We start from the raw sequence: 6,596 nt of genomic DNA on the forward strand, positions 1-6,596 counted from the left end.
GGTCGAGCGGGAGGGCAAGGCCTCGCGGCTCGACCAGATCATCGACTGGCTGGGGCGGGATTTCGACGGGGGGATCGTGTTCGACGAGGCGCACGCCATGGCCAACGCCGCCGGCGACACCTCTGAGCGCGGCGAGCGCGGGCCGTCGCTACAGGGCCGCGCCGGGCTGCGCCTGCAACACGCGCTGCCCGATGCGCGGGTGCTCTACGTCTCCGCGACCGGCGCGACCTCGGTGCAGAACCTCGCCTATGCGCAACGGCTCGGCCTCTGGGGCGGCACGGATTTCCCGTTTGCGACGCGGAGCGAATTCGTCGCCGCGATGGAGGCCGGCGGCATCGCCGCGATGGAGGTTCTGGCGCGGGATCTGAAGGCGCTCGGCCTCTACGCCGCGCGGTCGTTGTCGTACGAGGGGATCGAGGTCGAGATCGTCGAGCACGCGCTCAGCCCCGAGCAGGTGCGCATCTACGACACCTATGCCGAGGCCTTCCAGGTGATCCACGCCAACCTGGCCGAAGCGCTGGAGGCGGCCAACGTCACCGGCCCGTCCGGCACGCTGAACCGGCAGGCGAAGGCGGCGGCGCGATCGGCCTTCGAATCGAACAAGCAGCGCTTCTTCAACCACCTGATCACCGCCATGAAGGTGCCGACGCTGATCGGCGCCATCGAGCGCGATCTTGCCGAGGGCGCCGCCTGCGTCGTGCAGCTGGTTTCCACCGGCGAGGCATTGCTCGACCGGAGGCTGGCGGAGCTTCCCACCGGGGAATGGGCCGACGTGCAGGTGGACATCACCCCGCGCGAATATGTCTTATCCCGATCTCGGGATAAGACGTAATATGCCGCGTCGGCATTATGCAGAGCACGGCGCTTCAACTCTTTGATTGCCTGTTCCATTTCGCGATCTCCACTTGGCATAACCATGATGCCTCTGCTCTCAACAGCAGAAGGACACCCCTCATGACTCCTCCCTCCAACTCTCGCCGCAGCGACTATCCCGGCGCCGTTTCCGAAGATCACGCGCTCATCCAGAACTATCTGGCGCAGCATCCCCGGCTCTCGGCCGGCGCCCTGAGCGCGGCGCGGCATTTCCTGAAGTGGGCGGCCTCTCACGGGATTGCGTGCGCGGATCTCGATGCGGCAGCAGTCGATCGTTTCGCTCGGCATCGCTGTCGCTGCGGACGCTACAGCCCCAGGCCGCTTCGCGATCCGGCCTACATTACCGATGTCCGCCGGTTTCTGCGTTATCTGGAGAGTTCAGGGGCCGTGACCGTTCCGGTTGGCGTCGAACGGTTGGACAAATATCTGGCAGGGTTCGTCGGCCGGCTCGAAGCGGTCGGCTACTGCAAGTCGGCTTATGCCGGGCGATTAAGCCAGGCGCGGCATTTTGCCGAATGGATCTTGCAGTCGCGCATTCCCGCCCAGGAGATCACGGACGCCACCATTGAACAGTTCGCCATGCACAATTGTCGGTGTGCGATACGAACCAAGCAGGGCAGACGGGTGGCTGGGACGGGGACCGGAGATCGTCGCCGCGGCGCGCGCCGTTTTGTCGATTTCCTCCGCGAACGCGGCGTGATCAATCCGTCGACGCCACCCGATACTCCGGAGGTCGATCCGCGGCTGGACAGCTTCGCCCAATGGCTGCAACGCGAACGAGGGACGACAGCCGAGACGATCCGGCGCTATCGGCAGGAGGCGGGACGGTGGATCGGCGCCCTCGGCGTGGATCCTAAGCATTACAATGCGGCAGTCATCCGCTCGATCGTTCTGGATCAAGGCCCGGAACGATCGCGTTCTTCGATCCGTATGACAGTTACCGTGCTGCGCGCGATTCTGCGCTTCACCGTCAGCCAGGGGCTTTGCGCACCATTCCTTCTGCATGCCGTGCCGCCGGCAATTCGACGCAAGCTTTCAACAGTTCCGCGCACGATTCCCACGGCGACCATCGAAGACATCATCGCATCCTGTGGCGCGACGACGCCCGTCGAGATCCGGGATCGCGCCATCCTCCTCCTGCTCGCGCGGATGGCGCTGCGGGCGGGAGATGTGTGGCGCTTGCGCCTTTCCGACATCGACTGGCGGGCCGGGCGGCTGCGATTGCACGGCAAGAGTCGCCGCGGAACGATGCTGCCTTTGCCACAAGACGCGGGCGATGCGCTTCTCGCTTACATCGAGAATGCGCGGCCTGTCGTCTCGACGAACCGGGTATTTCTGCGGACGCAGGCGCCGTTCACCCCGTTGCGGTCTTCCGCCGAGATCGCCGGTATTGTCGCCCGCATTCTGAAGCGCGGTGGATTTTCCGGTCTGCCGACAGGGGCGCATGTGTTCCGTCATTCGCTGGCGTCCGGCTGGCTGCGCGATGGCGCCGATCTTGATCAGATCGGCATCGCGCTCCGACACGCCTCTCGCGAAACGACTGCGATCTACACGAAGGTGGACGTCGAGATGTTGGCGGGCGTCGCCCAGCCCTGGCCGGGAGCAGCGTCATGATCCACCGCCACGTCGATCGCTACGTCCAGCTGCATCGCGCCCTTGGCAAGAAGTTCGATGCGCAGGAGAAGGCCCTGCGCCAGTTCGCAACATTCCTGGCCGGAAGGGCCGCAGCTTTCATAACCGCCGAGTTGATGCTGGAATGGGTGGGTGAGGCCTCTACGTCGAACGCCGCCCGTATCCGTTTTGACCTCGCGCGCGCCTTTGCCGAGTTTCTGCGCGGTGAAGACCCGCGGCATGAAGCGCCAACCGCGGGGTTGTTGGGACGCGGCCGACAGCGGCGGCCAGCGCCACACATTCTGATGCCGGACCAAATCGCGCGCATCGTGGCTGAGGCCCAGAACGTCCCAGGTCAAGCTCCGATCAGCCCGCTCACATATCATCATCTGTTCGGGTTGCTGGCCTCGACGGGACTTCGCATCTCGGAGGCATTGTCCCTCCGACTCGATGATCTGGCCGATAACGGCCTGATGGTTCGCTGCGGCAAGTTCGGCAAAAGCCGCCTCGTGCCGTTGCACGCTTCGACGCGGGCCGCGCTTGAGCGATACCTCGAAGTCCGGCGCAAACTCCATGACGCAAGCGACGATTTTTTCGTGTTGGGTCACGGCCGCGCTCCGACTGCGACCAGAGCCCACGTGATCTTTGTCCGGATCGTTCGGCGCCTCGGCTATCGCAATCCCACCGGGCCGGGTCCCCGGCTGCATGACTTGCGCCACACCTTCGCAGTGCGTTCGCTCGAAGCCTGCGGGAATGATCAGCAGGCGGTTTTGCGACACATGCGGACGCTGAGCACCTATCTCGGCCATGTCGATGTCGCCAACACCTATTGGTATCTGGAGGCGACGCCCGTCCTGTTGCGGACGATCGCGTCGGCTGCGGAAAGCGCTTTCGTCGGAGGAGCAGCATGACCCCGCTCGCTCCGGACCTATCCGCGTTTTTGCAAAAACACCTTCCGAACGAACGTGGCGCCAGCCCGCATACCGTCGCCAGCTATGCGCATGCGTTCACGCTCTTGCTGCGTTTCGCCGCCGCTCGTCTCAAGCGGCAGCCATCCGACCTCATGATTGAGGATCTCAACGTCGAACTGGTGAGGGCATTTCTCGATCATGTGGAGGAAGGACGGGACAATGCCGCCCGTTCTCGCAATGCACGGCTCGCGGCGATCAAGGCGTTCTTTCGCTTCGTCGAGCCTCGGCGTCCGGCCTGCCTCGAACAGGCCATGATGATCCGGGCGCTGCCGGTCAAGCGAACGGACACCCGGCTCATCGACTATCTGACGCGGGAAGAAATCCAGGCCCTGCTTGCGGCGCCGGATATCCATACGCAAAGCGGCCTACGCGACCGCGCAATGCTCCACCTCGCCTACGCCGCGGGATTGCGGGCATCCGAGCTGTTGGCGATGCGGATGGAGGACTTCCCTGACAGGTCGCTTTCCAGCGTGCGAGTTCTCGGCAAGGGGCGTCGGGAACGAATCCTGCCGCTCTGGAAGGAGACGCAGGCCACGCTGCGCGTTTGGCTGGCGGTTCGTCCGAGCGATCACGGCCCGGAACTGTTCCTGAACCGGGACGGCCGACGCATGAGCCGCGATGGATTCGCCCACAGGCTCCGACTGCATGTCGCCGCTGCCGCGAGAGCCGTTCCGTCGATTGCTGGGAAGTGCGTGACGCCGCACGTGCTGCGGCACAGCTGCGCCATGCACACGCTTCAAGCGACAGGTGATGTCCGCAAGGTGGCGCTCTGGCTGGGTCATGCCAGCATCCAAACCACCGAGATGTATTTGCGCGCCGATCCGACCGAGAAGCTCGCGATTCTCGACGCGCATCATCCGCCGCTGATCAAGCCCGGGCGGTTCAAAAAGCCATCGGACAAGCTGATGGCCGTTCTCGCGGCCGCAACCAATCCCCGAAATCAGCAGGTCTGAACAGCCGACAACAAGAGAACAGCGCCGGGCGGCCTCTGCCCGGCGCCCATCATTATGCCAAGTGGAGATCGCGAAATGGAACAGGCAATCAAAGAGTTGAAGCGCCGTGCTCTGCATAATGCTGACGCGGCATATTACGTCCTCGACTACCTGGCGCACGGCTTCCCGACGCAGCTGTTCGAGGAATTCACGGACAGCGAAGGCAATTTGCTCTCCCGCCCGGTGTTCCGGGACGGCCAGCCGGTGCAGTCGCGCGAGGCGGTGGAGCGGCGGGACCGGATGATCGAGCATCTCGCCGCGCTGCCGGCGGTGCAGGGCGCGCTCGATCAGATCGTCCAACGATTCGGCACCGATCAGATCGCCGAGGTCACCGGGCGGTCGCGGCGTGTGGTGCGCAAGGTCGCCGCGGATGGTGCCGAGCGGCTCGCCGTCGAGACGCGGCCGGGGTCCGCCAACCTCGCCGAGACCCAGGCCTTCATGGACGACGAGAAGCGCATCCTGGTCTTCTCCGATGCCGGCGGCACCGGACGCAGTTATCACGCCGACCTCGCCGCCCGGAACCAACGCCGGCGGGTGCACTACCTGCTGGAGCCTGGCTGGAAGGCCGATGCCGCGATCCAGGGTCTGGGTCGCTCGAACCGCACCAATCAGCGCCAGCCGCCGCTGTTTCGCCCGGTTGCGACCGACGTGCGCGGCGAGAAGCGTTTCCTCTCCACCATCGCACGCCGGCTCGACAGCCTCGGCGCCATCACCCGCGGCCAGCGCCAGACCGGGGGTCAAGGCTTGTTCCGCGCCGACGACAATCTGGAAAGCCAGTATGCCCGGGCGGCACTTCGGCAGTTCTACGGAATGATCTTCGCCGGCAAGGTGGAGTGCTGCTCGCTCACGCGTTTCGAGGAGACGACCGGGCTTGATCTCTCCGACCGCGACGGGTCGCTACGCGAAGACCTGCCGCCGATCACCACCTTCCTCAACCGGCTGCTGGCGCTACCGATCGCGTTGCAGAACGGCCTGTTCGCGGTGTTCGAGGAGCTCCTCGCCAGCCGCATCGAGAGCGCGATCGCCGCCGGCAGCTACGATGTCGGCGTCGAGACGCTGACGGCGGATAGTCTGCGCATCGCCGAGCGGCGCACCATCCATACCCATGCGGCGAGCGGCGCCGAGACGCGGTTGTTCAAGGTGCTGCGCCGGGACCGCAACCGGCCGCTTCCCGCCGGTGATGCGCTCGCCCTGGCGCAGGACAAGCGAGCGCGGCTGTTGGTCAACGCCCAGTCCGGCCGTGCCGGGGTGCAGATGCCGGCGCCGAGCCTGACGCTCGATGATGGCGAGGTGCAGCGCCGGGTGCGTCTGGTCCGGCCGATGGCCCGGGAGACGCTCGCCCTCGACGCGCTGGATCGCACCCAGTGGGACGAGGCGGACGCCGAGCGGTTTGCTGCGACATGGAATGCCGAAGTGGCGCAGGTGCCGGAATTCACCGAGAGCGCATTTCACATCGTCACCGGCCTGCTGCTGCCGATCTGGAACCGGCTGCCCGACGAATCGCTGCGCGTCTATCGCCTGCAGACCGATGACGGCGAGCGCGTCATTGGCCGCCTGATCTCGCCCGCCGCCATGGGCGAAGTCTGCCGGGCGCTCGGGTTGGACGACGCGCCGACGCTGGCGCCGGACGAAGCGTGGTCCGCCGTGCTCGCCGATGGCGCCGTGCTGCATCTCGCCGGCGCGCTCACCGTCCGGCGCGCGACGGTGATGGGTGCCGCCCGCGTCGAACTCGCCGGCTTCACGGACGGCGCCGTCGATCAGCTCAAGGCACTGGGTCTCACGAGCGAGATCATCGCCTGGCGGCTGCGGCTGTTCGTCCCGGTCACCGAACGCGGACCCGCGATCCTGGCGGCGCTGTTCGACCGAGCGCCGCTGATCCGCGTCGTCGATCGCGTCGCGGCCTGAACGTGGAGATGCTCCATGTCCGGGTCCGCCGCCGAACTGGCGCACCGTCTCGCGCGTGAGGCCGAGGCGGTGTGCCGCTACTACCTCTCGAACGGTCGCCGCGAGGGCCGCTACTGGCTGGTCGGCGATGTCCAGAACACGCCGGGCCGCAGCCTTTTCGTGCGGCTCACCGGGCCGGACGCCGGCCGAGGTGCCGCCGGTCATTGGCTTGATGCCGCGACCGGCCAGCATGGCGATCTGCTCG

Annotated in this window: 3 protein-coding genes and 3 pseudogenes; all 6 read left to right on the top strand. The window is 66.1% G+C overall.

Translation table 11 applies throughout. The annotated features are described in order from the left end of the window. A pseudogene (locus NEZ08_RS18195) lies at positions 1 to 808 on the top strand (strawberry notch-like NTP hydrolase domain-containing protein); the annotation flags it as partial. Between the two features lie 146 nt (positions 809 to 954). Beyond that, complete coding sequence (locus NEZ08_RS18200) at positions 955 to 2,487, top strand: tyrosine-type recombinase/integrase (RefSeq protein ID WP_298109805.1); 1,533 nt, start codon at positions 955 to 957, stop codon at positions 2,485 to 2,487. Further along, entirely contained in the window at positions 2,484 to 3,395 is a 912-nt protein-coding gene (locus NEZ08_RS18205; RefSeq protein ID WP_298109807.1) for a tyrosine-type recombinase/integrase, read from the top strand. The genes NEZ08_RS18200 and NEZ08_RS18205 overlap by 4 nt, the downstream gene beginning before the upstream one ends. After that, a complete protein-coding gene (locus tag NEZ08_RS18210; protein ID WP_298109811.1) occupies positions 3,392 to 4,408 on the top strand; it encodes a tyrosine-type recombinase/integrase in 1,017 nt (338 codons plus the stop codon). The genes NEZ08_RS18205 and NEZ08_RS18210 overlap by 4 nt, the downstream gene beginning before the upstream one ends. A gap of 51 nt (positions 4,409 to 4,459) precedes the next feature. Continuing rightward, positions 4,460 to 6,352, top strand: a pseudogene (locus tag NEZ08_RS18215) (strawberry notch C-terminal domain-containing protein); the annotation flags it as partial. Between the two features lie 15 nt (positions 6,353 to 6,367). After that, positions 6,368 to 6,596, top strand: a pseudogene (locus NEZ08_RS18220) (DNA primase); the annotation flags it as partial.

It is taken from the genome of Bradyrhizobium sp. (genome assembly GCF_027451485.1).
Taxonomy (GTDB): Bacteria; Pseudomonadota; Alphaproteobacteria; order Rhizobiales; family Xanthobacteraceae; genus Bradyrhizobium.

What these genes read in the sequence shown, in the direction of transcription:
- NEZ08_RS18200 (WP_298109805.1), top strand. Translation starts at nt 955, where the DNA reads ATGACTCCTCCCTCCAACTCTCGCCGCAGCGACTATCCCGGCGCCGTT.
- NEZ08_RS18210 (WP_298109811.1), top strand. Translation starts at nt 3,392, where the DNA reads ATGACCCCGCTCGCTCCGGACCTATCCGCGTTTTTGCAAAAACACCTT.
- NEZ08_RS18205 (WP_298109807.1), top strand. Translation starts at nt 2,484, where the DNA reads ATGATCCACCGCCACGTCGATCGCTACGTCCAGCTGCATCGCGCCCTT.